The sequence below is a fragment of the Halobacillus karajensis genome (assembly GCF_900108515.1).
GTDB lineage: Bacteria > Bacillota > Bacilli > Bacillales > Halobacillaceae > Halobacillus > Halobacillus karajensis.
Genome location: NZ_FNWW01000017.1, coordinates 1 through 24,969, shown reverse-complemented (window position 1 = coordinate 24,969; position 24,969 = coordinate 1). Strand labels below are relative to the sequence as shown.

General features: G+C 35.2%; 24 protein-coding genes and 1 pseudogene. 15 read left to right on the top strand and 10 right to left on the bottom strand.

Features of this window, described 5'->3' with window-relative positions; genetic code table 11:
- Positions 1–62 precede the first annotated feature (62 nt).
- Both BLW54_RS19650 and BLW54_RS19645 read left to right on the top strand, forming a co-directional pair.
- A complete protein-coding gene (locus BLW54_RS19650) occupies positions 63–3,119 on the top strand; it encodes an Eco57I restriction-modification methylase domain-containing protein (RefSeq protein ID WP_074736415.1) in 3,057 nt (1,018 codons plus the stop codon).
- Positions 3,120–3,131: 12 nt separating this feature from the next.
- Positions 3,132–4,796 carry an Eco57I restriction-modification methylase domain-containing protein gene (locus BLW54_RS19645; RefSeq protein WP_074736413.1) on the top strand — a complete coding sequence of 555 codons (1,665 nt, stop codon included), beginning with the start codon at positions 3,132–3,134 and terminating at the stop codon, positions 4,794–4,796.
- A 288-nt stretch (positions 4,797–5,084) separates the two neighbouring features.
- Here the strand turns inward: BLW54_RS19645 and BLW54_RS19640 are convergent, their stop codons facing one another.
- The gene (locus tag BLW54_RS19640; protein ID WP_074736411.1) at positions 5,085–5,264 is read right to left on the bottom strand and encodes a hypothetical protein; all 180 of its coding nucleotides are present in this window, start codon (positions 5,262–5,264) and stop codon (positions 5,085–5,087) included.
- Positions 5,265–5,394: 130 nt separating this feature from the next.
- On the opposite strand from BLW54_RS19640, the gene BLW54_RS19635 reads away from it, so the two are divergent.
- Together BLW54_RS19635 and BLW54_RS19630 are read left to right on the top strand one after the other, a co-directional pair.
- Complete coding sequence (locus tag BLW54_RS19635; protein WP_074736409.1) at positions 5,395–6,651, top strand: DNA polymerase IV; 1,257 nt, start codon at positions 5,395–5,397, stop codon at positions 6,649–6,651.
- Positions 6,652–6,694: 43 nt separating this feature from the next.
- Positions 6,695–7,507, top strand: a complete 813-nt coding sequence (locus BLW54_RS19630) for an HNH endonuclease (protein WP_074736407.1) — start codon at positions 6,695–6,697, stop codon at positions 7,505–7,507.
- Here the strand turns inward: BLW54_RS19630 and BLW54_RS19625 are convergent, their stop codons facing one another.
- On the bottom strand, positions 7,508–7,900 hold the full coding sequence (locus tag BLW54_RS19625; RefSeq protein ID WP_074736404.1) for a (deoxy)nucleoside triphosphate pyrophosphohydrolase: 393 nt from the start codon (positions 7,898–7,900) through the stop codon (positions 7,508–7,510).
- 541 nt (positions 7,901–8,441) lie between these two features.
- Here BLW54_RS19625 and BLW54_RS19620 point away from each other — a divergent pair.
- The 6 genes from BLW54_RS19620 to BLW54_RS19595 are packed head-to-tail and all read left to right on the top strand — an operon-like array spanning position 8,442 to position 14,263.
- A complete protein-coding gene (locus BLW54_RS19620) occupies positions 8,442–10,385 on the top strand; it encodes a BglG family transcription antiterminator (protein ID WP_167358842.1) in 1,944 nt (647 codons plus the stop codon).
- A gap of 11 nt (positions 10,386–10,396) precedes the next feature.
- A complete protein-coding gene (locus BLW54_RS19615; protein ID WP_074736400.1) occupies positions 10,397–11,401 on the top strand; it encodes a 6-phosphofructokinase in 1,005 nt (334 codons plus the stop codon).
- A gap of 2 nt (positions 11,402–11,403) precedes the next feature.
- Complete coding sequence (locus BLW54_RS19610) at positions 11,404–11,694, top strand: PTS sugar transporter subunit IIB (protein ID WP_074736397.1); 291 nt, start codon at positions 11,404–11,406, stop codon at positions 11,692–11,694.
- A gap of 19 nt (positions 11,695–11,713) precedes the next feature.
- Positions 11,714–12,979, top strand: coding sequence for a PTS sugar transporter subunit IIC (locus tag BLW54_RS19605; RefSeq protein WP_074736395.1), 1,266 nt, complete (start codon positions 11,714–11,716; stop codon positions 12,977–12,979).
- A gap of 15 nt (positions 12,980–12,994) precedes the next feature.
- Positions 12,995–13,402: a hypothetical protein gene (locus BLW54_RS19600; protein ID WP_074736393.1), complete on the top strand. Its 408-nt coding sequence runs from the start codon at positions 12,995–12,997 to the stop codon at positions 13,400–13,402.
- A 9-nt stretch (positions 13,403–13,411) separates the two neighbouring features.
- Positions 13,412–14,263 carry a class II fructose-bisphosphate aldolase gene (locus BLW54_RS19595; protein ID WP_074736391.1) on the top strand — a complete coding sequence of 284 codons (852 nt, stop codon included), beginning with the start codon at positions 13,412–13,414 and terminating at the stop codon, positions 14,261–14,263.
- A 448-nt stretch (positions 14,264–14,711) separates the two neighbouring features.
- Here the strand turns inward: BLW54_RS19595 and BLW54_RS19590 are convergent, their stop codons facing one another.
- The 3 genes from BLW54_RS19590 to BLW54_RS20305 all read right to left on the bottom strand — a co-directional run bounded on the left by BLW54_RS19590 (position 14,712) and on the right by BLW54_RS20305 (position 15,907).
- Complete coding sequence (locus BLW54_RS19590; RefSeq protein ID WP_074736389.1) at positions 14,712–15,020, bottom strand: STAS-like domain-containing protein; 309 nt, start codon at positions 15,018–15,020, stop codon at positions 14,712–14,714.
- The gene (locus BLW54_RS20310; protein ID WP_083391582.1) at positions 15,008–15,376 is read right to left on the bottom strand and encodes a hypothetical protein; all 369 of its coding nucleotides are present in this window, start codon (positions 15,374–15,376) and stop codon (positions 15,008–15,010) included. Before BLW54_RS20310 ends, BLW54_RS19590 begins: the two co-directional genes overlap by 13 nt.
- A 78-nt stretch (positions 15,377–15,454) precedes the next feature.
- Complete coding sequence (locus BLW54_RS20305) at positions 15,455–15,907, bottom strand: hypothetical protein (RefSeq protein ID WP_083391581.1); 453 nt, start codon at positions 15,905–15,907, stop codon at positions 15,455–15,457.
- A gap of 208 nt (positions 15,908–16,115) precedes the next feature.
- Here BLW54_RS20305 and BLW54_RS19580 point away from each other — a divergent pair, with 208 nt between their 5' ends.
- Positions 16,116–17,915 (top strand): hypothetical protein, encoded by a 1,800-nt coding sequence (locus BLW54_RS19580; protein WP_074736387.1) that lies wholly within the window; start codon positions 16,116–16,118, stop codon positions 17,913–17,915.
- Between the two features lie 578 nt (positions 17,916–18,493).
- Here BLW54_RS19580 and BLW54_RS19575 read toward each other — a convergent pair.
- The 5 genes from BLW54_RS19575 to BLW54_RS19555 all read right to left on the bottom strand — a co-directional run bounded on the left by BLW54_RS19575 (position 18,494) and on the right by BLW54_RS19555 (position 22,865).
- Positions 18,494–18,676, bottom strand: coding sequence for a hypothetical protein (locus tag BLW54_RS19575; RefSeq protein WP_035507982.1), 183 nt, complete (start codon positions 18,674–18,676; stop codon positions 18,494–18,496).
- 354 nt (positions 18,677–19,030) lie between these two features.
- Positions 19,031–19,711: an ABC transporter ATP-binding protein gene (locus BLW54_RS19570; protein ID WP_074736385.1), complete on the bottom strand. Its 681-nt coding sequence runs from the start codon at positions 19,709–19,711 to the stop codon at positions 19,031–19,033.
- Position 19,712: 1 nt separating this feature from the next.
- Positions 19,713–20,741, bottom strand: a complete 1,029-nt coding sequence (locus tag BLW54_RS19565; RefSeq protein ID WP_035507985.1) for an ABC transporter permease — start codon at positions 20,739–20,741, stop codon at positions 19,713–19,715.
- Between the two features lie 85 nt (positions 20,742–20,826).
- Positions 20,827–22,194 (bottom strand): sensor histidine kinase, encoded by a 1,368-nt coding sequence (locus BLW54_RS19560; protein WP_074736383.1) that lies wholly within the window; start codon positions 22,192–22,194, stop codon positions 20,827–20,829.
- Entirely contained in the window at positions 22,191–22,865 is a 675-nt protein-coding gene (locus tag BLW54_RS19555) for a response regulator transcription factor (RefSeq protein ID WP_074736381.1), read from the bottom strand. Before BLW54_RS19555 ends, BLW54_RS19560 begins: the two co-directional genes overlap by 4 nt.
- 453 nt (positions 22,866–23,318) lie before the next feature.
- Between BLW54_RS19555 and BLW54_RS19550 the strand changes: the two genes are divergently transcribed.
- The 4 genes and pseudogenes from BLW54_RS19550 to BLW54_RS19540 all read left to right on the top strand — a co-directional run.
- Positions 23,319–23,900, top strand: coding sequence for a hypothetical protein (locus BLW54_RS19550; protein WP_074736379.1), 582 nt, complete (start codon positions 23,319–23,321; stop codon positions 23,898–23,900).
- Positions 23,901–24,063: 163 nt separating this feature from the next.
- A complete protein-coding gene (locus tag BLW54_RS20540; protein WP_139254228.1) occupies positions 24,064–24,318 on the top strand; it encodes a nucleoside/nucleotide kinase family protein in 255 nt (84 codons plus the stop codon).
- Between the two features lie 23 nt (positions 24,319–24,341).
- On the top strand, positions 24,342–24,674 hold the full coding sequence (locus BLW54_RS19545) for a hypothetical protein (RefSeq protein ID WP_244153555.1): 333 nt from the start codon (positions 24,342–24,344) through the stop codon (positions 24,672–24,674).
- A 114-nt stretch (positions 24,675–24,788) separates the two neighbouring features.
- Positions 24,789–24,969, top strand: a pseudogene (locus BLW54_RS19540) (amidohydrolase); the annotation flags it as partial.

The window sequence follows — 24,969 nt, the reverse complement described above, 5'->3', positions numbered from 1 at the left end:
TATCCTATAAGAAATTAGTACTCTATATTACTAACGTTTTGGCTAAAGGAGATATGATGTAAATGAGTTACAGCTTACAAGATTTAATTCGCAATTTTCGCAAAAATGAAGGTCACTATATTAGTAAGAGAGAGAAATATAATGAACACTCCACAAGAGTAGACTACATTGATCCACTTTTAAAACTTTTAGGCTGGGACTTAGAAAATCAGAATGGGTTAAAACCATATCAAAGAGAGGTTATTCCTGAGAATTACATTAAGTCTGGTGATAGGCCTGATTATACAATGACCCTAGGTGGGGTCAAGAAATTTTTTATAGAAGCAAAAAAACCTTCAGTAGACATAAAGAAAGATAAAAAGCCAGCTTTACAAGCGAGAAGATATGGTTACTCAGCAAAGCATTACATAACAGTACTAACTAATTTTAGGTACATTATGATTTATGACACAACTATAGTACCTAAAGAGGAAGATGATCCAAGGGTTGCATTATTAGCAGAGTTCCATTACGAGGAATTTGATGATAGGTGGGAAGAGATATCTTCTATAATATCTAGATCAACGGTATTTAGTGGAGAATTTGATAACAAATATCAAATTCTTTTTGAAGGTAGGGAAAAGAAGTCAGTTGATGAGTACTTCGTAGAACAGATAAATAATTGGCGTTTAAAGTTGGCAGCTTATTTACATAAGGTGGATGAAACGAAATATAGTGTAAATCAAATAAATGATATAGTTCAGAAATTCTTGAATCAAATGATTTTTTTGAGAATGTGTGAGGATAGAAATCTACCCCTGTACCATAAGCTTAAGGAGACAATAGAAGATGTTGATTTAATGAAAGAAATGCTGGAAGAGATCTTGATAGAAGCTGACAAAAAGTATAACTCAGGAATATTTGACGATGATAACGAGTTAATTGTTGATTTATCAAATGAAATTATATTAGAAATTATTGAAGGTCTCTATTATCCGCAGAGCCCCTTCATATTTAATGTAATAGAAACGAATATATTAGGTGAAATCTATGAATTATTTCTTTCAGAAAAAATCGTAATTAAAAATAAAGAATTAAAATTAGAGAAAGTCGAAAGAAGCAACGAGCAAAAAGCCGAAAAAAGAGATATTGTGTCAACCCCTCAGGAAATTGTGAAATTTATGGTTGGGAAAAATTTATCAAATCTCTTATATAACAAGTCATTAGAGCAAGTATTAGAAATGAATTTTGCTGATATTGCCTGCGGATCGGGAATATTCCTAGTGGAAATCTATAATTACTTAATTGAACACGTTAAGGAAATTTACATACAAAATGACTGGACTTCAGAACTAATTGAAGGTGAAAACGAATACTATCTTCTACCTTTTGAACTTAAAGAGAAAATATTACTTTCCTGTATTTACGGAATTGATATCGATTCAAATGCTGTAGAGGTCTCTCGTTTTAACTTGCTTTTAAAGTTACTGGAGGATGAAAATGAACCTTCTTTAAAAGGTAAGGATCATTTACTACCGGATCTAGAGGGAAATATTACTCACGGAAATTCATTGATTGACTTTAACAATATAGAAGTAGAAAATCTCTCTAGAGAAGAGTATCATGCTATATCTCCATTTAATTGGGAGTGGATGGAAACTGAAACATTTGACTTGATAATAGGGAATCCACCATATGTCCAGACCAAGGATATGAGAGCTTTTTCACCAAAAAAAGAATTTAATGTTTACAATAAGTTATATAAAAGTTCATACAAGCAATTCGATAAATATTACATTTTTGTGGAAAGGTCACTTTCTCTATTGAAAGAAAATGGGATTGTAAGTTATATAATACCTAATAAATTCTCTAAAACAAACTCAGGTACAAAGCTAAGAGAATTACTGAAAGAGTATGATATTAAAGAATTTATAGATTTTGGTTCTACACAAATCTTTAAAGATAAAAATGTTATAACCTATAGTTCAATTCTTACAGTGTGTAAAAATAAACCCTCTCAAGGTTCAAGCTTTTATTTTGAAGAAGTTAAAGATATACAAAATTGGTGGAAAGGTCAACACGAAGATCAGAGTACACTCAAAAGAATGAAATTGGATCAAAACCTTCTATCCGAAGAACCATGGGTGTTGGTTGCGTCTTCTGAGGAATGGGATTTGTTAAACGCCCTATATAAGGATAGCATGTTACTAGGTGATTCAAATAATTTTAAAACTGTAAATGGTGTACAAACCAGTGCGGAAAGTAAGTCTACTTACTCAATTAGCAAAAAAGAAATCATTAATTCTGATGAAGAATATTTATATATTGTTAAAAATAAAAAAGAGTATAAAATCGAAAGAGATATATTAAAAGTTTTCTTTAAGCCTAGAAGGAATAAAGAAAACAAATTTGGCAGTTATGATAGCGTTGAACCATTTATGTGGATTATATTCCCTTATGATATTAATGGGAAAATTTATACTAAAGAAAAAATGCAAAATTCATTTTGGCATACTTGGAAGTACTTGTGTGATAATTATGATTACCTATTACCTAAACAATTTAGTGAAAATGGTAAAGGAAGAGATGTACCACACGCCACAAAGGAAACATGGTATCATTATGGTAGAAGCCAAGCTTTTAAATTGTTTAACAATACCCCTAAACTTATTATAGGTGTAAACACTCATAAAGATAATCCTTTAAATATATTAGATAAAAAGGATATGGTTATAGCTTCTGGAGGAACAGCTGGTTATTGTGCAATAACTTTAGAAGAAGAAAGTCCATATGAATTAGAGTATGTACATGCGGTATTAAATCATCCAGCTATAGTGTGGTTATGCTCTGTTATGGGGAGCGATTTTGAGGGTGATTTTTATTCGCGAGGTACTTATGTTTTAAATAGATTGCCCATAAAAAAAATTGACTTTAATGATAAAACACAGCTAGAATCTTACAATAAAGTAGTAAACCTTACTAAGGATATTGAGAATATTAATAGTGAATTTGAGGCTTATATGAGAAGTAAGGAAAGAAAAGAATTAGAGAGATTGAAAAGTGCAATGATTAAAGAAATTGAGGGATATATCACAAAAATTTATGGCATAGAAGACTTAATGCATAATATTAAAGATTAAGGTGAATAATATATGAAATTACTTGATGAAAATACAGCTCAGAAGTTAAGAGGCGGATATTATACACCAGAAGTGTTAGCGGATTTCATAACGTATTGGGCATTTCATGATGGTGAAAAAAACAAAATATTAGAACCAAGTTGTGGAGATGGCTCTTTTATAAAAAGTTTAACAGAAAACTACCAAGATGATTTTAATAATTGTCTTGCTGTTGAATTATTTGAAGAAGAAGCAGATAAAGTAAGAGCTCTTACTCGTGACAATGATAAGGTGAAAGTTAAAAATGGGGACTTTTTTAGCGAGTATAACTACAACCTAAAGAATGAACGATTTGATCTAATAATAGGAAATCCACCTTATATTAGGTATCAGTACTTAACACCAGAGCAAAGAGAAACACAGTCAAATATACTAACTACGAATGGTATGAAGTCCAACAAATTAATTAATGCGTGGGTTTCTTTTTTAGTAGCCAGTGTAGAGTTACTTGAGGAAAACGGTAAAATTGGGATGGTTATTCCTGCTGAGCTTCTTCAAGTTGCTTATGCAGCTGATTTAAGACTTTTCTTAGAGAAGAACTTATCTAAAATCACAGTAATAACTTATGAACAGCTTGTTTTTCCAGATGTTCAGCAAGAGGTTGTTCTATTACTAGGTGAAAAAGGGTCTGTTGAAGAGAATGAACAAAATAAAATTACTGTAGTGGAGTTAGAAAACTCTGAAACGACCTTTGAGGAGGTTAGAAATACTGCAGTCGATTATAAACCAGTTGATATAACAAAGGATAAATGGACCAAATATTTTCTGTCTAATACTGAAATAGGCGCTGTTCACTCTGTAATAAACAGTGATAATTTTGTGACCTTTAATGATATCGCAAAAGTTGACATTGGTATCACTACTGGAAATAACAAATTCTTTTCAGTTACTAAAGAAACAGTAGAAAAATTTGATTTAAGTGAAACAACTCTACCGCTTATTGGAAGAAGTGCTCACGCCCATGGTATTTTCTACACCGAAGATGACTGGGAGTTTAATGTGAATAAAGGTTTACCCGCTCAACTTGCTCAATTTCCTAATGAGCAAATAACTCATTTCCCGGAAGGGTATAAACAATATATTAAAGAAGCGGAAGAAAACGGACAAAGTAAGGGATACAAATTGGGATTAAGAAAGTATTGGTATCATATCCCATCAGTTTATCCACCTGATGCATTTTTCCTAAGAAGAAATGATTCATTCCCTAAATTTGTGTTAAATGATATTAATGCTGTTAGTACTGATACAATGCACAGAATAAGATTTTATGAAGGTATTAATTCACGAAAAGCATTGCTCTCTTATTATAATAGCATTACTCTCGCATTTACTGAGATGGAGGGAAGGAGCTACGGAGGTGGAGTATTAGAAGTTCTGCCTGGAGAAGTTGAGAAGATCGTCTTACCTAACTTGAATGATTTAGATGATGAAGTTACTGAAAGATTATTGGAGTATGTAGATCACTCAATAAGAAATGATGGGAATACAGACGATATGCTAGACAGAATTGATAGAGAAGTTCTTATAAATTATTTAGGGCTTGATGAAGATACAGTGTTGATTTTCAGAAACATATGGAGAAAATTGATGCATAGAAGAAACCAGAGGAAAAAAATTAAGAAGAGTAACAAAAAATAGCTCTATTAATTGATTTCAATGTTTTGGGTAACACACGTGTAACATAATTCTGTAATAAACCGTTATCTAACGTTAAAGATATTGATTACAAAACTACTCAGATGCCATTATGACGCATTCTCATGAACAAATATGATAAATGGTACAGAAAAGGGATAATGGGCGGCATTATCTACATTGCCTCAAATTCTGTTACGAGATAGTTTCGCTAAATTCGTAACGTCATTTTCCGAAACGAGGGCCTTGCTGAAAGTAGCAAGGCCTATTTTATATGCAGCAGTTGGTAAGTTAATGAGTTATATTCTGTTTCTCGAATAATTGGTCTTCCAATCTTTCAATCCTGCTTTGTAGAACAGCCGCATAACCACACATATCTAAAAATACCTCCACTAACTCTTCATCCATGTTGCCTAGATGTTTTTGAATTATTTCAGCCCATTCTTCTAATTTTTTTATTACATCCTCCATATTCAACACTCCTTTTATTATCATTCATTTACTATACGACAGATGGTTCTAAAGTCCTTTATCATATTTGTTATTTTTAAAAGTAAGTGATAATATGAGAACAAATGTTCGATTATAGGTGGTGTTGAAAGTGGATTATACTGGTTATCCTCGAGATGATGTTTTATGTATTGACATGCGTAGTTTTTACGCCAGTGTAGAATGTATGAAAAGAGGACTTGATCCCAGAACTTCATTATTAGCAGTCGTTGGAGATACAAGCCGACAAGGGAGTATTGTTTTAGCTGCATCACCTACGTTAAAGGAAAAACATGGAGTAAGTAATGTTAGTCGTTACTTTGAACTTCCGGACGATCCTAATTTAGTTATTGCTCCAGCTCACATGGGAGATTATCTTAAAGTATCTGTAGAGATTACAAAAATGATTAAGAACTATGTACCTCAAGAAGCTATACACGTTTATTCGGTGGATGAACTATGGGTTACAGTCAATGGATTGAAAAAAATGTATGGTCCACCATATCAAATTGCTCACATGATTCAATCAGAAATTAGAGAACAATTTGGGATTGAATCAGTAGTAGGTATTGGAGACAACAAGTTTCTTGCGAAAGTTGTCATGGACATCCATTCTAAGAAAGTAGATGACGGAATTGCGGAATGTAGATATGAAGATGTAGCTGAAAAACTTTGGCCATGTGATATTCATGACATATGGGGGATCGGATCTAGAATGACTCGCAGCCTTAATCGAATGGGAATCCTTACACTAGGTCACTTAGCTAAGCACCCACTAAAATATTTAAAAAAGAACTTTGGAATAATGGGGGAGCAACTGTATTGGCATGCATGGGGCATTGATTTAAGTCCAGTCTATGGGAACTTCGTGAAAACTGAACAGAAGTCTTATGGTCATGGCATAACTTTACTAAGGGATTATAGTAAAGAGGAAATTTACGCATGTTTATTGGATTTATGTGAAGAAGCTTGTCGTCGAGCAAGAATGGACGATAAAGAGGGTAGGACCATTCATCTGGGAATAGGGTATTCAAGAGAAGTGGGAGGAGGTTTTAGTAGGTCTATGTCTATTCAAAACCCTACAAATTTGACTATGGATATGTATGATGTTTGTTTAAAATTATTCCATCGATTTTATGATGGAGTAAGTAAAATTAGAAGGGCCTCTGTTGCTCTAACCAATTTGTGTGAGGAAAGTGACGTTCAACTAAGCTTATTTGATAATCAACCCAAGAAAAAGGATTTATCAGAAGTAATGGATTCAATTCGGGAGAAGTATGGTTCCACGGCAGTTTTACGTGCAAGTAGTTATACCTCAGGCGGGATTACCATTGATCGGAGTAAGAAGATCGGTGGGCATTATGCCTAATTTATTCACAACCAGTACAATAATTAGAACAGGAGGATGAAATTTGTTCAAACCAAAAGAAATTTATCGAAGAAGAGATATTCATAATAAATTTGGTGGGCAGCAACAAGGCGGTATTAGTACCCCAAAAAATTCTCCGTTAGTTATGATATTCACGAGTGATTCAGGAGAAGAATTTGGATATAATGATGGTTGGCAAAGTAATGGCGTGTTTTATTACACTGGTGAAGGCCAGGTAGGTGACATGCAGTTTATTAAAGGTAACAAAGCCATTCGGGATCATATTAATAACGGGAAAAGTATCATGTTATTTAAATATGTAAAACAAGGTTACGTAGAGTTTGTATGTGAGTTGTATTACATAGGACACCATTATAAACAAGTACGAGATCGTGAAAGCTATATGCGCCAATCTATAGTATTTGAGCTCATGCCATCAGAACTCTCACATAACCCGGAAGAGTACATAGAGGGACCTGAACCTAAGGAGTCTACTCTTGAGGATTTACGAAAAGAAGCATTATCATCCTCAAACGAAGAAACTACTACCATCCAACGAGTAACCAAAGCTATAAAAAGAAGCAAAGCAATAAAGAAATATGCGTTAAAACGGGCAAATGGAATATGTGAGGCTTGTAAGAAAAATGCTCCTTTTGTGATGGGAAATGGAGATCCTTATTTAGAAGTACACCATCTAAAAAAATTATCTGATGGTGGCCCGGATCATCCAGAGTGGGTAGCAGCAATTTGTGCTAATTGCCATAGGCGTTGTCACCATTCAAAGGATGCTGACTCTTATAACGATAAACTATTTGAAAAGATTAATGAAAAAGAGAAGCAACTATACACCAACTAATTACATGTTTTTAGTAATAAACTCGACAGTAGGAATATCTGCGGGTGCCCATTTTAATGAATTAGGTTCTCGTTTATGGATCCATTGGATCTTCTCATGTTCATAAGCAAAGGGGGTACCCGTTTTAATTTCTGAGAAAAATGTACTCAAGTTTATTGTTACATTATCATAATTTTCATTAGTCTCTGAAATTTTCCATTTTACTTCAATTGTACATCCTAACTCTTCATTAATTTCCCTTATAAGGGCCTCTTCCGGATATTCACTATCTTTGATTTTTCCACCAGGAAATTCCCAATGTAATGGAAGCGACATCGATGGACTTCTAAGTGCACATAAAATATAATTCTTTTGTTCAATGACAGCGCCGACCACATTAATAATTTTTTTCATGAATTCTTCTCCTTTTTCATGGATGAAATATTAGGTGTGAGTAATGAAGGGAAACAAAATAATGCCCTGTTTTATTCCCTTAGTTAATTATCGTCCCATAACAACTCCTTTTTATTAGTTTGGATCAGAAAGGGGACAGTCATTGCAATCATACTAGCCTTTGCGGGGATAGGTCTATATAAACTCAGCAAAGAGGAACGAAAGAAGCAATTATGAATAGTGACAGGCATAAGGCTATTAAGTTTAGGAAGGTAATGGGTTAGAATTGAAATTAGCAAATGACTGAATTTTAGTAATTATTTTTTTAATTAGAAAGCCTCTCATGAGTTCATTGAACTTGTGAGAGTTTTTTTAGCTTTTTAAGGAAAGGCAAATTTAATAAAATAGTCCCAACAATTAATCTTGAGGTTTCAGATGAATTTACATTAGTATTCTATTTTTTTGATTTATATGAAATTTTTCCGATTCTCTTATGTAAACGATTTCTCATCTATAGTTAAGTTAAATATTCTAAAATATATTCAAGAGGTGATAGACAGTGTTGAATGAAAGACAACGTCATATCTTGCATTACCTAACAAGCGTAAACACTTATATCAAAACAAGTGAATTAGCTGAAGAATACCACATTAGCGAGCGAACGATCCGGAATGACTTGTATGAAATCGAGTCTTTTGTTTCTAAAGAAGGAGGTGGAATCAATAGAAGTAAAAGTGAAGGAATTTTATTAACGATTAACTTCAAAGATAAAGAAAATATATTAAAGCAAGTGAACGAAGTTACTAATTTCCAGAATCGTCTTTCACCTATAGAAAGAATGACAACGCTGTTAGGAATGCTAATACAAAAGAATGATGTTATTAGTTCAAAAGAGTTTTCCAAACTATTGAATGTTTCACGCCGTACTACACTCGTGGATTTGAAACATTTAAAAAAGTATCTTAAAAAATCAAATGTTGATTTACTCTACGTGAAAAACAAGGGTTTTTCTTTAAAAGGAAAAGAATATGACATACGCCGTTCTTATAAAAATATCTCAAATAAATTCGGAGATAGTATGGGGCTGGAGTGGTTATTGAATAACTCAGATATGGACGAAGGCACAATCGTCCAATTAAAAGAGAGGATTTCCACCATCTTATATAACTACTCTCTTCAACTGACTGATATTGCTTTAGAAGGGTTACTCGTTCATATTTCTATTGCAATTCAAAGATTAAAGCAAGGGAATACTATTCAAATCTCTGAAACTCAATGGGAGGAATTAAGAAAATATAAAGAATATCAAACAGCCAAAGAGGTCAGAAAAGCGATGGAAGTCGTATCTAAACAAGAAGTTCCTGAAGATGAAGCTGGATTTATCACTCTTCATTTATTGGGTGCCAAAACCTTTTATCAACAACCTGAGGAAATGGATCAAGATTTAAAAGAAGTCGCAAATAAATTCATCGCCAAAGTAAGTTTTCAGTGTGGAGTTGATTTTATGGATGATGAATTGCTAACACAAGGTTTATTGACGCATCTGAAACCTTCTATTTATCGGCTGAAATACCATTTAGACCTGGATAATCCTATGAAGTCTTATATTAAAAAAGAATATGGAAAGCTGGTAGGAGTGATTGTCCACAATATCCATGTACTGGAAGAGGAATTTTCAGTGAGGTTCAATGAAGATGAAATTTGTTATATTGCTCTTCATTTTAGAGCTGCCATTGAGCGAAAGGAAGTAAATGGTGAGAGAGTGAGAGCGTTACTCGTGTGCGGAAGTGGAGTAGGAACAGTTCAGCTACTGAAAAGCAGGTTGAACAGATTTTTCCCTAACATTATTGTGGTCGATTGCGTCCCCTACCATGAACTAGAAAAAGAAATCTCGAAATATGAGATCGATTATATTATATCCACCGTTCCTATTCCTGAAACCCATGTCCCTAGCATTTTAGTGAATCCTTTTATAGATAAGGAGGACCGAGACAAAATTTCCACCACATTAAACCATCAGCGAGAGAATCTTATAGAAGAAAGGAAGTCAGGCCCAGTGTTAGAAGAAGTTCTTAAACCGGAATTGATTGAGCTAAATGTCGAAGTGGAAACATGGCAATCCGCTGTCCGGAAAGGTGGACAATTGCTAGTTCGTGATGGAAAAGTGGAACCTCGTTATATTGAAGCAATGATTGAAATGGTTAAGGAGCATGGCCCTTATGTGGTTTTAGATAAAGGGGTCGCCATGCCACACGCAAGACCTAACCAGGGGGTGAACAGTCTATGCCTAAGTCTCCTTCGGTTGAAAAAACCTATCGAATTTGGGCACGAGACAAATGATCCAGTCCATTTAGTGATTTGTCTTGGAAGCATCGACTCTGAGACTCATCTTAATGCCCTAAGACAGCTGGTTATGCTATTGAACGATAAGACCACTAAAGAAATACTATTAGAAGGAGATAAACAAAGCATTATCGACATCATAAAGCAAGGAAGCATGAAATAAGGAGAGTTACCATGATAAAAAAAGTAGCTTGTATAACAAGTGGTGGAGATGCTTCTGGTATCAATGCAGCTCTATATAGCCTTGTGTTATCAGACCTTGAAGTGATTGGTTTTCAGGGGGGTTTTTCAGGAATCGTAAATGAACATCCTATCAAGCTCTCTAAGAAAGAACTCAAGAAATATAGAACCAAAGGAGAGCTCTTTCTAAAAAGTGGGAGAAGTGAGTTGCCGAAAACGATAGAAGGGATTCAACAAATCAAATTATCCTTGCTAAAAGAAAATGTTGATACTTTAGTCGTCTTTGGAGGTGATGGATCAGCCAAAGGTGTGAAAGCTCTCGTAGATTTAGGTGTGGACGCTATCCACATACCTATGACAATCGACAACGATATCTTTGGTACCGATTACACAATAGGGCATATGACGGCTGTAGAACAAATCCACAACCAGGTCGCAAACCTGCATCAAACGGGGTCAAACTTACCAAACCGAATATTCATTGTAGAAACCTTTGGTGCTTTATCAGGACAGTTAACGCTTTTAGCTGGAATTGTAGGAGGGGCTAACATTGTCCTTTTACCAGAATACGAATTTTCTATGAAGGAACTGATACAAAAAATTGAAGATATACAACATAACGAGGGGGGTTATTTAGTCATTCTGTGTACAGAATCTGCCTATCGTCCTTCAAGCTATTCTTCAGGGGATCAAGGTATGGTAGCGAAGATAAGTCAAGAAATTGAGGCTGAAACGGGAGAACGAGTTCGGCAGACGATTTTGGGTTACACACAACGGGCAGGTGACCCATGTACGATAGATATCCTTCAGGCAACAAGGATGGGAACCTATGCTGCAGAAAAAATATTGAAGGAAGAGTCTAACTTTATGGTTGGGATGCAAAATAATGAATTAGTCAAAGTCAATTTAGATGAGGTCACGACGCAGGCAAAAGAATTAGATGATACGTGGATCAAACTGGGACAAGTACACAATCTTTTAATTGGAAAGGGAGAATAATAATGAAAAAAACGGATATTTTAGTGGTCTGTGGGGCAGGGTTAGGGAGTAGTTTTGCTTGTGAAATGAGTGTGCAGGACGTTTTAAATGAAGAGAATATTGAATCGAGCCTCTCCCACTGCGATATATCGACAGCAAGTTCATCCTCGGCAGACATTATTATTACAGGGGCAAATTTTGCATCTCAATTCAAACAATATGACATCGCGGCTGAAATTATCTATTTGCAGCGGATGGTTGATAAGGAAGAAATTAGAGAAAAACTACTGCCAGTTTTAGAAAAGGTCACGTAATCACTAAGGGGGGAGTAGCATGCCAATATTAAATTTCATTGTGAACGATGTTTTGGGACAAGCTTCGATTATCGTTTCACTTGTCGCCATGGTCGGTCTCATTGCTTTGAAAAAATCTGTGGGACAAATTATTACAGGAACGATGAAAACACTGCTCGGTTTTTTAGTCCTTATCGCAGGAACAGAAATTCTTGTTGGAACTCTAGGATACTTAGGTACTGTCTTCCAAGAAGGATTTAATGTAGAAGGAACAGTGACAGATGTCAATGCCATTGCCGGCATAGCACAGAATTTGGTTGGAAGAGAAACAGCACTGATTATGGTGATCGCGTTTGCGATTAATATTCTCTTAGCCCGATTCACAAAATGGAAATACATCTTTCTAACTGGACAAGCCTCCTTATGGATGGCAACCGTATATTCTCTTGTAGGATACATGGCAGGATTAAGAGGTTCTTTGCTCATTATCAGTGGAGGTGTAGTCGCAGGTGTAATGGCTGTATTGATGCCAGCTCTTGCCCAACCCATTGTCAGAAAGATTACCGGAAATGATGATATCGCACTAGCTCACTACTGTACATTTGGTTATCTAGTCCAAGCTGGCGTCGCCAAAGTAGTAGGTAACAAAGAAAATACCACTGAGGACTTCAAGTTACCGAAAAGTTTCGAATTCATGCAAGATACCTATCTATCGATGATGGTAGTTATGATTCCAGTCTACTTAATTCCGACCTTTTTTGCAGGACCTGAAGTTGTAGCTGAAATATCAGATGGATCAAATTACTTCGTCTACGCTTTTCTTCAATCAATTCAATTTGTAGCTGGCGTGTACGTAGTTCTTGCTGGAGTAAGGTTGCTTTTAGCTGAAATCATCCCTGCCTTCCGAGGAATTGCGATCAAATTGGTACCTGATTCGAAACCAGCTCTTGATTGTCCAGTGCTTTTCCCATATGCACCGAACGCAGTCATTCTAGGATTCTTAGCGACAACTGTTGGAACGATTTTGGGCATGTTCTTATTCCCGGCTGTTGGACTAGCTTTAATCATACCTGGTATGATGACAAACTTTTTTGCAGGTGGTACAGCTGGCATCTTTGGTAATGCGGTGGGTGGCTTACGCGGTACCATCCTCGGCGGAGTAGTTCACGGTCTCTTCATTACCGTACTGCCAGCCCTGTTTGTCACACTGCTTGGTGCCTATGATATCAATAACGTAACATTTAGTGATTCGGACGTTATCACTGTAGGACTCTTACTAGGTTGGTTTCTGGAACTATTCAATTAATGGGGTGAAGACGAAATGTTCAATAAACTTTTTAAAAGGAAATCCCAACCAAAAGACAGCCAAGAGAGTACAGATTCACAGCTCGACCCAACCAAACTTAAAGAAGATCTTGAGAGATATGAACACCAATTAGAATCAGAGGGCGATCATGAGGAACAAATCCATCTGCAAAATAAAATCGGGGAGATCCATTACCAACTCAATGAGGTTGATGAAGCGATTGAATGTTGGAATAGAAGCGTCAATATGATGGATAAACCCGGATATGCTCATACAAAATTAATGCAAGCTTATAACTATTTACAAAAAGAGTCGTGGAAAAAAGGTGACATTAAAGCGGGTGAACACTACGCAGAGATGGTTGAAAAGTTGATGAAGCACAATAAAGATTCCATTCGATATGGAAAAAAATCTAATTTTTGAGGTGATCACATGTTAGTTACATTAAAAGAATTATTAGAGGATGCTCAAAAGAAAAAATACGCCATAGGGTCCTTCAATCTGCACAATATGGAGATGCTTCCTTCTTTCTTTGAAGCTGCAAAAGAAACAAAAACACCGATTAGCATCCAAATTTCTAACGGAACCGCTAAGTATATTGGTTTAGACCTGATTGTTTCGATGACTCGCACATTAGCGGAAAGGGAAAATGTTAAAGTCGCCCTTCATTTAGATCATAATAGTGACCTTGATTTTATCAAAAAAGCTGTTGATGCCGGGTTTACATCCGTCATGTTTGATGGAGCTCATTTACCTTTGGAAGAAAATATTCGCCTCACTAAAGACATCGTCCAATACGCTCATAAACAAGGGGTCTCTGTAGAAGCTGAAGTCGGGGCGATTGGGGGAACCGAAGACGGCGTTTCCGTCGAACACTCCAACCATACAGATCCAGAGGAGGCTGCCTATTTCTATAAAGAAACAAACGTCGATGCATTAGCTGTTTCTTTCGGATCTGCCCATGGACAGTACCGTTCTAAGGCAGCATTGGATTTCGATGTGTTACACAAGATTTATGAGGCTGTGGATGCACCGCTTGTATTACATGGTGGAACAGGTGTATCTTATGATGATATCGGTGTATTGATAGAAAACGGGATCTCCAAAATCAATATTGGTACAATATTGAATGTTACTTACATTGAAAAAGGGAAAGAAACGTTTAGTGAATCATCGTTGGATAATTCCCTTAGAAACTTACTTATTCCTTGTAATGACAAAGTAAAAGAAATCATTAAAGAGAAAATCTATCACTTCAATAATAATAGAGCGCTAGCAAACTAGTTTAGATTAAAAACCAGGAAGACTCCGGTTAAGCAGGGCTTTAATTATCTAAAGTGATAATAATGCTACTCCCTTAGAAAGAAAGCCATGTTAAAAATGTGCAGTATAATTGACTGGATTACGACTGGAAATTGTTCATAAATATTGATATCTTATTTAGCCTGAATTCAAGATGGTCCGGTTATATTGCCTATTTTATAGGCGCATTTCACTTTCTTCTTTAAGTATTTACTCCACTCAGGGAATGGGCGGCTTGATGTAAGCTGTCCTCAAACCCTTTGCAACACAAGGATTTGAAACCCTATAATGAATATTGACTGAATTTCTTTAAATATAGTTATGAAGCCTCTCCTTGGTCAAGGACCAAGGAGAGGCTTTTTCATTTCTAATGAGTTATGGTATTTCAAACTCTTGAAGAATTTATTTTTTTTGATACAGTCAATCTATGTTAAACATATTGTTTTCTCTCATCTATTTCAAAAGAAAAACGACTCTTAATAGTATTATTGATAGCCTTTGTTGAATCAACAAAGCTAAGGTTTTCCTTAATGAACTGAAAGTCATAATCATTTAATAGCTCAACAAAAGCACTATTGATAAAAGAAGAATTTAAAGCTTTAATATCTTGGAAGGAAACAGAAACTTTGTTGGAATTCTCTAATTCATTTTTTAGTCTTTGATAAATAACAACCCCGTCATCATTTGAATAAACTTGATCAACATAATCCTTAATGTGAAGTTTTACTAATCGTCCCATGAAAATTCCTCCTCTTCGATATCAAAGATATCTTCTGCATTTGTTTTGAAAGCTAATTCAATGAGTGTCCCTGGATAATGACCAAAAGCATCATTAATTTTATATTGAATACTATTATTACCATTTTGACAAGATAAAATACCATTAAGGGAGTGTATGTAAACGCTTCCCTTTCCGTTTAAAACAACATTAGAAATTAGGTTGTCTAAACCGAGTCCCCTATTGTAAGGCTGAGTTTGAGTTGAAAAACCTCTTTCTACAGCTTTTCGAATTGCTTCTTTTTCCGTAAGTTCGGGATGTTTTTCTTGTACATTATACGGGATTCCGACACCGAAATCAGATATAGAAATTAACACCTCATGATTGCCAGGGATAAATTGAGCAAAAACGCATCCCGTAGTATTATCAGCATGATCTTTAATATTATTCAGAATTTATTCCATACATACCTGTATAGTGGCTAAACGATTTGGAGGCACATCCAATTGTCTGGATAGCCAAGGAGTGAATTTATAAGAAAGCCATCCCATTGGATCTTTAGCATTAACATGCTGTAAAGGGAGGGTGGTAACTCTTACCCGTGAGTATTCATTTAACTTTTCCCCTAAATGTTGTTCAAAAAACATCGAATCATCGAGAAATTTATTAGGGCTATCTTCCCAACGACTGACCTCTCCTGGAAGAATGTCTACTGTAACACCTCTGTTTTCTAGCCAGTGTATGAGGTTGCTTAAAATAGTCACACCGCAAGGTTCAATAAATTTCGATAAAGTACTGAAATTTAGCACAAGTTCATCCGAAACCGGATTACGGTCTCTAGTAATAACTTTTTGAAGTAAAGTGTACATTGAGTCTCTATTTAATCTTCTAGGTAAATCTATTTTCATACCTTACCTTTAGCCCCCCTCTAACCTACTAATAATTATATATTATACCATTTTTTTGAACTTATGAGGATCATATTGTTTATTTGATAGAACAACTGTAGGCTTACAAGGATATTTTCTCTCATTTGTAATGTTGGTAATAAATGGAGTGAGGGTAGTATAATTATTATAGATAGAAACCTGAAGAAAGGTGGAGTTTAAGATAGCAGTGCAAAGTATTAATATTGAATACAATATTAACGGTATAGGGGTGGTAACACCCGTGATATACCCGTTTGTTAATAGCTTGTATAGTAATAGTAAACTACAAATTGAACCTAGATTAAAAGACATTAATCAACTAGGAGCAATAAAATATATTCATAATGGAGCACACTACACAAGGTACGAGTATGTGTTGTTGCAATTTATGTTGATCAATTTTATGAAAAATAACAGTGAGTGGGGGCTAGGGTCAAAGTTCAATTTCTCATTTTTAGAAAACCCAGTATTATCTTATGAAAATAAGATAACAGGGGCTGAAATCTTGGAATTAATAGTTTTGTTTGGAAACATTGGTCATTTTAGAGAGACGTTTTCAAGTAATAAAGTGTGGTTTCATTACCTGTTTACAAACAAACATGATTTAAGAAATTCTTTGAAAAAAGGATTGAAAAGTAACGGGAAGACTTTATTAGATGAAATGTTAACTAGTGCTAATTCCTATAAGATCCAATGGATTAATACATTGTTTATTTTATCTAGATCTGAGAAGTTAAATGATTATAGACTAATATGTGAGAGGGTTTTCGATAAAATATTATCCAATAAAAGCGATAAATGGTTGGATCTATATTATAAGATCAGAAAAGTATCATACGTAGTTTTAGATAGTCATTATTCTCACATTCCTATTTCCATTAGTCTACAGAATGTGTTATTCAACGAAAATCTTTTCGTTGATGAATTAAGTAAATATAGCTCTGGATTAATGGGGGCTTTTGATAGAGTAAATGATTTATTAGAAGACACCCTTTATCTAGAAAACAACACTTTGTTAATGGGTACATATAGAAGTATAGATATATATACTAAAGTGCAGAAATTTTTAGAAAATAACCAAAATACTAGAGCAATTTCTAAAGTTAATATGTTAATTAATGATGAAAATACATCTCCTTTTTATAAGGATTTCAAAATTTCGGATGGTGAAATACCATGGGATAAAGAGAAAAATTTGAGCATTACTTTTTTTGTAAAGCATAGAGACCATTTCCCGAGAGATGTATTCCAGAAAGAGATAGATATAGGGCGGAAATTAGGAAGAGAATGTTATATAGCATTTAATTTCTCCCCTAGTTTTTCAAAGTATAGAACAGTATATTCGATGAATAAAGGTTTAGATCATAATAAGAAGATTATAGTGTGTTTGAAAATAATACGTGTAGCATTGGAAGATTATATGTTGTACCGTAAGTATTCTTATGACGATGTGAGTAACGGTAGACTTGAAGAAGTAGCTATAAAAAAAATAATTACATATTTCTTTAGGAATTTACTTACAGATGATTACTTTTGTGAATTTGAGTACCCTAAGAATACATCACCTTTTATCGTTGAGAATGGATGTAAAAAAACAATAAAGAAGGTTGACGATTATATTGATTATTATGAATTACACCATCCAAATGATAAAGATGCTATACATGAATTAAAGGCTGTTAGGGCAAGTTTAGAATCAATAACTTATAAAGGACTAATAATTGTTTACTTGGGTTCACTTAGGTTTATCAACAATGACAAAAAATCAGTTTGTGAATTAGATGGTTTAATCTTCACCCCCAAGCATAAGGATGAGAATATTCGAGTAATTGAAGCAAAGAATTTAAGGAAAAAACAAAAAAGGTACGCAGTGGCTGCTAAACAATTAGAAAAGCAATTTATACCTTTGTTACCAAATTTTTTGACTGATAAAATCGTAACAGAAGAGATTGAAGGTTTTGGAGCGCAAACAAAAATCGGAAAATAGAAAATCACTTTCATTTTTGGAAACTTCCTTTTAAATGACATACGTTATGACATACTTTTAGATATATACACTTATTCCCTTTTCTTATTTAAATTGAGTACACACCATTTAACATAGCTTTTTATCAATCTCACAGGCTTTATTTTTCTTTATTTATCTAGGTGAAACCATGGGCGGCATGATGTGATAATATTGATAGCTCTTTAAGGGTTTATTACCTTGGGGATTGAGAAGACTCATATATTTATTGAATTTGATACTTCTGCGGAAAAAGTTTTTGCTGTATATAAATATTATGGCATAGTTTAATTATTGATTTAGTTTTAAAGTGTTTTGTTAAAGTTTTGGATATGCTATTGGAATTTTTGTACATTTGTGAAATAATTCTTTGTAGCAAGTGATCTCCCCTTAAAAGTAATCCATTTGCTAAACAAAAAGACTCTGTGGTGATCGAAGCATCCGTTGTCTAAAAGGTACCTTAAAAGTATTACTTGGCCATCAAAGATAAAGACGTAAGAGGCAAAAAGGATATAAAGTTTGAAGGTAGGCCCCGGGTTAAGACTGGGGCCTTTTCTTGTTTAATGAGTTGTAAATGATTTGCCTCCAATCATTTTTTCTTCCAATCGATTAATTTTGCTCTGTAGGATGCCAGAATATCCAGCCATATCTAAGTATAACTCCAATAATTCATTATCCATATCGTTATGATGCTTCCTTAAAATTGCTCCCCATTCTTCTAACTTAATCATAAGGTCTTCCAAATTGAACACTCCTTTTCTTTTTCACCTTGTTATTCGACAAGTAGTCTAAAAGTCCTTCGTAAAATTGTGAAATAAATTACTTATTTACTTTGTAATAATATAGGAACAAACGTTTGTGATAGAGGGTAATTAATGGATGGACGTAATCGGGATTAAGGGACTATTAAATGGACCTCGTTAATACTGTGTGACCAAAGGGTTTATTATCTCGAAGCTGAGTCTTCAAGATAAGGGCAGGTTAGTTGAAGACTCAGTTTCGAGATAAAAATGATTTCAGTGTAGAGTAATAAGGTATAAACGTCTTAAAAAGGCCAGAGTATTGTACTCTGACCTTTATAATTTCTTTATAACAAACTAGGCATTAACTATTTTGCCATCACTCATTTTAACAATACAGTCAACATAATCTAGCATTTCTTCATCATGAGTAACAGTTAATGTAGTCATATCGAATGATTTTGTTAACTGTTGAATTAACTCCATCGTATGTCGAGACCTTGTTGAGTCTAAACTAGCGGTCGGTTCATCGGCAAAAAGGATTTTGGGTTCATGTATGATAGCACGAGCTACTGCTACTCTTTGCTTTTCCCCACCTGACAGAGAAGAAGGATAGGCTGTTAGACGGTGGGACATCCCCACTTGATCTAGTATTTCCTTTATCTTTGTTTGTTTATATTGCTTAATTCCTTTCATGTCAGCAATATCCATCATCATAGAAAGTTGTTCTTCAACGGTTAGGAAAGGAACAAGGTGGGAGTTTTGAAACACAAAACCGAAATGCTGAGCTCTTATTTTCCTCACTTGTTCTGAACTCAAATCCGGTAAATTCTGGTCCCCAAATATCACTCGACCTTCAGAAAGACGTTGAAGACCAGCAGCTATTGTCAGGAGGGTACTCTTTCCTGAGCCTGAAGCCCCTATTAGTGCGGTCACTTCCCCTTCCCGCAGTGTTAAATTCACACCTTTTAATACCTCTTCTTCCGTGTCTCCATTTATAAAAGACTTTCTTACTTCCTCTAATTGTAATCGACTCATGTTACGCCTCTCCTTGTTGAATTGCTTTTAAAGGTTCAATTTTTTTAATTTGAAAGCCTGATATGGTAGATCCTAGGAATCCCACGACGAAAAATACAACAGATAATTGAACAGTCGTTGCTATCGGTAAGTGATAAGGCATCGTATCAGGGGCGAAAACTTGAAAAGTTTGGCTTATTAATGCTGAAGCAATAAGCGAGGTACATGTTAATAACCCCATTTGACTCCATATCATTTTGAACAAATCACCTGTACGCATTCCTAAGGCTTTGAGTATTCCATACATACCTATTTTTTGGACATTCATCATATAGAAGAAAATAGAAAACAGCATTCCACTGATAACAATGAGAAACCAAACAATCATATTGAGAGTCATTTGCTCGGCTTGATAACTTGGGATTGTAGACAAGAATTCATTCTTGGTGAATGCCTTTAATCCACTAATTTCTTCATTTATTTGGGGACTATATATGATTTGAAATTCTTCAGTTCTAAACATGTGATTAAAGTCTTTTTGATTGATAAACGCTACTGAAGAATGATTGAATCTTTGATTATGAATGAAGTCAACCACTTCAAAAGTTCCTTGAAACTGGGGACTGGACAGTTGATCACCGACCTTTATTCCTTGGTCTTTTAACGAACTGTCGAGGATGACTTCTCCACTGTCTACACGAGTGAAGAGTGAAGTTTCTGTGGAAGTTAGGAAAGCAACACTCTGTTGATTATCTGATTCTGTTTTCAGAGCTCCCATTTGAAGCGAAAAAGCGAATGCATTTTCATCTTCTTTCATTGTTTCATTCAATTTTTGAGGATCTATATGAGATTGTGTGTGAGAATCATCTGAATCCTCGCTCATATAAAAGGTTCCTTCGGGCATGTTCTTTATTAAAGATACGTTGTCTTGAGACAATCCATTTGCCAAACCGGAAATAATGAACGTCAACAAACTGATAAGAAAAACGATAGCCCCTATAATTAGAAATTTTGCTTTATTCTTTTTCATCTCTTTCCAAGCCATATCCATTTCTCCTCATTCCTTTCTAAAAAACCTTTTGCTCTCTACACTGATTACTTTAAATCAGGTAAGTGAACAAAAGGTTAATAGTTCATTACAAATGAGGAAGAAATATTTTAAATGTCGTTCCTTTTTCCAATCGGCTATTTACAGAAATTTGCCCTCCGTGGAGTTCTATAACTTCCTTTACAATGGATAATCCTAAACCTGTACCTTGTTTTGTTCTAGCTAAGTCGGCGCGGTAAAAACGATCAAAGATTTGTTTTTTTTCCTTAGTTCCTAATCCTATTCCTCTATCTGTAAATGTAATTTCTATATGGTCGTGTGCCTCTTTCAGCGTAATGTCTATAGATCCTCCGGGTTTATTATATTTGATGGCATTGGTTAACAGGTTTTTCCAAACTGTATTTAGTAGTTCTGGATTACCTTTAACCCATACATCTTCAAAGGAGTAGGTCAATGAGAGGTTGTTCTCGTTTACGAGCCAATGAAATCTATGGATAAGACTTCTCAATTGCCTAGATACTTCAAAGCTTTCTTTACGTAGGGTATTTCCTTTCGGTTCAAGTGAGGATAAGGTTAACAGTTGCTTAGATAGTGTGGACATCCTGTTTGCTTCCTCTTGTATGACTTTTAAGTAAGTGTATCTATCATCTTCCGACAGCATGTTGCTCTCTAATAAACGACTATATCCCTGGATATTCAATAAAGGAGTTTGTATGTCGTGGGAGACGTTAGATACAAACGTTCTTCTAAGCTTGTCTAACTCTCCAAGACGAGAAATCATATCCTTGAAATTTTGGGCCAGTTGACCAATCTCGTCCTTTCTATGGATGTCTAAGTGGATATCAAATCCATTTTCTCCAACTTTATTCGTTGCTTGAGATAACTGACGAACAGGGCGTATGATCATTGCGGCCCAAATGAGTACGGCGATTAAACTTAATATAAATATGGCTAGACCCATCCATCCCAATAGAATGTGAATTTCATTAAACAAAAGCTTAATGTTAGGGCGCATAAATAAGGCATACTGGGTGTTGTCGTGGGTAAAGGGCACACCTACAGAATTTCGTAACTCATTCGCAAAGAAACCTGTCACAAAAGTTTTCTTAGGAAAATCCCTCATTCCATGATAAATATTTCCATTAAGTACATTTACCACTGTTTGAGATGGTAAATTCTTTTCATTGAATGATCCTCCAAAAGAATGACTTTCACCTTGGCGATCAACCACATAAAGTTGGTATCCAGTTGAAGCTGTGTGTTTAAGGTATTGATCAAGGTTTTCCTGTGTTTCTGCGTATTGAGCTATTCTTCTTGCTATCTCAGTATTTTTTGTGTCGTTCTCTGGCTTCAAATTATTTTGATAGTAAGCATTCGCAATAAAAAAACCTATAAAAGAACTGGTAATCATTATGAAAAGCGTCGCCATCAAGAATTTGGAATATAAAGACTTCATGAAGTCACCTCTAATTTATATCCAACACCACGAACCGTTACAACTTCAATTGTGGAGGTGATCTTACCGAGACGTTCCCGTATCCTCTTAATGTGAACATTTAAAGTTCTTTCGTCACCTTCGAAATCCAGCCCCCATATATTCTCAATCAGATAATCTCTGTTGAAAACCTGGTTCGGTCGAGAGGCTAATAAAGCTAATACCTCAAACTCCTTCATGGGCATAAGCAGATGTTGTTTACCGATTTGGACTTCATAATTTCTCTTATCAATTTTAACGTCATGTAATTGAATAACATGATTGCTGGGCTTATCATATCTTCTTAAAACGGCCTGAACACGGAAAACCAGTTCCTTTGGTTCAAAAGGTTTTACGATATAATCATCTGTTCCAGCTGAGTAACCTTGTTCTTTATCATACAGTTCACCTTTAGCTGTGAGTAATATGACCGGGATATCGTACGTATCTCTTATCTTCTTGGTAAGCGTGTATCCATCCATTTTTGGCATCATCACATCTACTATAGCTAAGTCTATTGTGGATTTCTCTAAGAGTTCCAAAGCATCTAACCCATTTTTTGCTTTATATGTGTGAAAACCAGCATCTCGTAGAGTGACCCCTACAAGGTTCACTATGTGGGTATCGTCATCTATAATTAATATAGAAGTCATCATTTTCATCCTTTCTAGACGGCTCGAATATAGGTGATTCCCTTACATATTCTACAACGTAAAAATAAACTAAAGGTTAACAAATATTTTATAAACAAAAGAATTCTACGATTAATGGTAATTTAATGGAAGTTGTTTATTTATCTCAAAACGTATTCTTATTTACTTAATTATCCCACCCTGGTTTTCTTTAGTATAGTGCTTACGAATATAGTTATATTATGAGGGCTGAAAAAGGATGTTTGAATAACGTGTCCTGCCAAAACAGAAGAATGCCTTGAAATCGAGCCTTCAAGTAAAGGGGGGCTTTTCTAAAACAATAAACTAAGACTTTACACGGTTGCTATGATGTAAAAAGAACAGGGGTAGGGGATAAATAGGCTTGAAAAAGCTTTCGAGCCATTTTTAATATTTCATTAGTTTATTATTTTTACCTCCAGAGGAGAAATAGTTATGGCAAAGAAGATTAAGAAAAATAAGGTCAAAAATTCCAGAAGTAGTACAAACGGCTATCACAATCGGATTAAGAAGGTGTTTGTAGCAGAAGGTTTGTACAGCATATATACATTCTTTACATTTGGAAAAAAACTTTTCCTTCATTCCTCACTTAATGATGAGCAGGTTGTGGAGATAACTGACTTGGAACGTGAACAATACCAATTACGGGAAGACATGTCCTCACCTACGGTATTAGAAGTAATCCGTCTCAAAACACAAAATCGATTGGAAGATTGGCAACAATATTTCCTGCCAAGCATGAAACAGATATATGAAGAATTTTGGGTTGAAATATGCCTTGAACAAGAAAAGTCGCTTTCAGAAAAGGGCAAGGAGATTTATAATTTTGCCAAAAAGCTCGAAGATTATTTGTTGTATAAAAACGCTGGGTGGATAGTAGAACAGCCTGTGACTTATAATTATTTTGGAACACCCGTTGCTTATGGTGAAGAAGATCGTCAATGGATTGATTATCATATGGCACAAGGAAATTTTGATGCAGCATTAAGTATCCATTTGTCCTACGTAAAAGAATAAAACAATATTATCGCTTGATTGAGACCACAATTTTCATCTAAGTTGTTGAGTATGCTGCTCATAAATAAATAGTTATGAAAAAATGTATCTCGGAACTGAGTCATCCAAATGAGAGGGCTATTCGGAAGTAAAGGGTAAATAAAGGATAAGGGGTAATAATCAATTGTATAAGACAAAAGTGATATCAATTGCTTCAGTTTCAGGTGGTGGAAAGACTACAGTAACTAAGGAGCTAAAAAACAGGTTCAGATACTCTGAAGCATTGTTTTTTGATAACTATGATTTTCATGGGGCTCCGGAAGATCTAATTCAATGGGTTGAGGTGGGTCCTGATTACAACCAGTGGAACTTGGACCCTATGATTGCAGATTTAAAGTCGTTAATAGAAGATGAAAATCCCCCTATGTCTTGCCGTTGACGGCTGTACCTGGGATGATTGTAATGCTTCTTATCTGTGTTACTGGTCTGTTGGCTCGAGAAATTTTGCCGTTTAAAATGCCCGCTATTGTTTATATGGGGGTCATCGGTATTATTATTTCTTTGCCTTCCATGCCTGGATCAGAGCTAATTATCAAGTGGACTGAAGAGGTTAACACTCTTGCATTGACAACCCCGATCCTGGCTTATGCGGGAATTGCCGTGGGGCGATCATGGACAGACTTTGCCAAATTGGGGTGGAAAAGTATTGTAGTAGGGACGTGTGTGCTGGTAGGGACATTTCTTGGGTCAGCTCTTATAGCAGAAATCATTCTGCGTATGCAGGGGATTATATAAGAAGAATCGATAAAATCATACCGCCTTTTTAGACCAAAGAAAACGAAATGTCCCAACCTTACAGAGAATCAAGAATGAAATAAGCAATAATTCGATGAAAGGAGAAAGATAGTTATGAATATAACAGAAATAATATCAAATCTTGTAGATGTTAAAAGCGAGAAATTCAAGGATTTAAGTGATAAGATATGGGAGTTTTCGGAGACTCGATTTGAAGAGTTTCGCTCGGCTAAATTGTTGTGTGATGCACTTGAGGAAGAAGGTTTTACGGTAGAACGGGGAGTGGCTGGGCTTA

Bases quoted from the DNA above. Each gene is read 5' to 3' on its own strand.
- BLW54_RS19650 (WP_074736415.1), top strand. From the start codon at position 63: ATGAGTTACAGCTTACAAGATTTAATTCGCAATTTTCGCAAAAATGAA.
- BLW54_RS19645 (WP_074736413.1), top strand. From the start codon at position 3,132: ATGAAATTACTTGATGAAAATACAGCTCAGAAGTTAAGAGGCGGATAT.
- BLW54_RS19640 (WP_074736411.1), bottom strand. From the start codon at position 5,264: ATGGAGGATGTAATAAAAAAATTAGAAGAATGGGCTGAAATAATTCAA.
- BLW54_RS19625 (WP_074736404.1), bottom strand. From the start codon at position 7,900: ATGAAAAAAATTATTAATGTGGTCGGCGCTGTCATTGAACAAAAGAAT.
- BLW54_RS19615 (WP_074736400.1), top strand. From the start codon at position 10,397: ATGATAAAAAAAGTAGCTTGTATAACAAGTGGTGGAGATGCTTCTGGT.
- BLW54_RS19610 (WP_074736397.1), top strand. From the start codon at position 11,404: ATGAAAAAAACGGATATTTTAGTGGTCTGTGGGGCAGGGTTAGGGAGT.
- BLW54_RS19605 (WP_074736395.1), top strand. From the start codon at position 11,714: ATGCCAATATTAAATTTCATTGTGAACGATGTTTTGGGACAAGCTTCG.
- BLW54_RS19600 (WP_074736393.1), top strand. From the start codon at position 12,995: ATGTTCAATAAACTTTTTAAAAGGAAATCCCAACCAAAAGACAGCCAA.
- BLW54_RS19595 (WP_074736391.1), top strand. From the start codon at position 13,412: ATGTTAGTTACATTAAAAGAATTATTAGAGGATGCTCAAAAGAAAAAA.
- BLW54_RS19590 (WP_074736389.1), bottom strand. From the start codon at position 15,020: ATGGGACGATTAGTAAAACTTCACATTAAGGATTATGTTGATCAAGTT.
- BLW54_RS20305 (WP_083391581.1), bottom strand. From the start codon at position 15,907: ATGAAAATAGATTTACCTAGAAGATTAAATAGAGACTCAATGTACACT.
- BLW54_RS19570 (WP_074736385.1), bottom strand. From the start codon at position 19,711: ATGAGTCGATTACAATTAGAGGAAGTAAGAAAGTCTTTTATAAATGGA.
- BLW54_RS19565 (WP_035507985.1), bottom strand. From the start codon at position 20,741: ATGGATATGGCTTGGAAAGAGATGAAAAAGAATAAAGCAAAATTTCTA.
- BLW54_RS19560 (WP_074736383.1), bottom strand. From the start codon at position 22,194: ATGAAGTCTTTATATTCCAAATTCTTGATGGCGACGCTTTTCATAATG.
- BLW54_RS19555 (WP_074736381.1), bottom strand. From the start codon at position 22,865: ATGACTTCTATATTAATTATAGATGACGATACCCACATAGTGAACCTT.
- BLW54_RS19550 (WP_074736379.1), top strand. From the start codon at position 23,319: ATGGCAAAGAAGATTAAGAAAAATAAGGTCAAAAATTCCAGAAGTAGT.
- BLW54_RS19545 (WP_244153555.1), top strand. From the start codon at position 24,342: ATGCTTCTTATCTGTGTTACTGGTCTGTTGGCTCGAGAAATTTTGCCG.